General features: G+C 63.2%; 1 protein-coding gene. It reads left to right on the top strand.

Annotated features, from left to right (window positions below):
* Positions 1 to 247, top strand: a 247-nt coding sequence (locus ACM0OZ_RS49390; RefSeq protein WP_414590244.1) for a hypothetical protein, incomplete at both ends; no start/stop codon positions are given.

The following is a 247-nucleotide window of genomic DNA, read 5'->3' as shown; positions in this document are numbered from 1 at the left end:
ATCCGCCGCCACTCGGCTCGCTTCTCCGCCGTCTGCAAATCGCGCTCTACGACATCAACGATCCCGCGAAGCGCCAGCGCGTGCAGCAAATGATCAGCCTCGGCATTATGGAAGCGCAACGCCAACGCAATGCCTCGGCGGCCGATCGCTTGCACCAGCTCTCACGCATGATCCTGCTGAAAGCGCCGATGTCGCAGATCGAGTCGATGCTGATGGAAGCACAGGCGGCCGCGCAAGCGACAGGCGG

It is taken from the genome of Scytonema sp. PCC 10023, from assembly GCF_963920835.1.
Lineage (GTDB): Bacteria > Cyanobacteriota > Cyanobacteriia > Cyanobacteriales > Nostocaceae > Kalymmatonema.
This window is presented reverse-complemented; position numbering and strand designations above follow the sequence as displayed.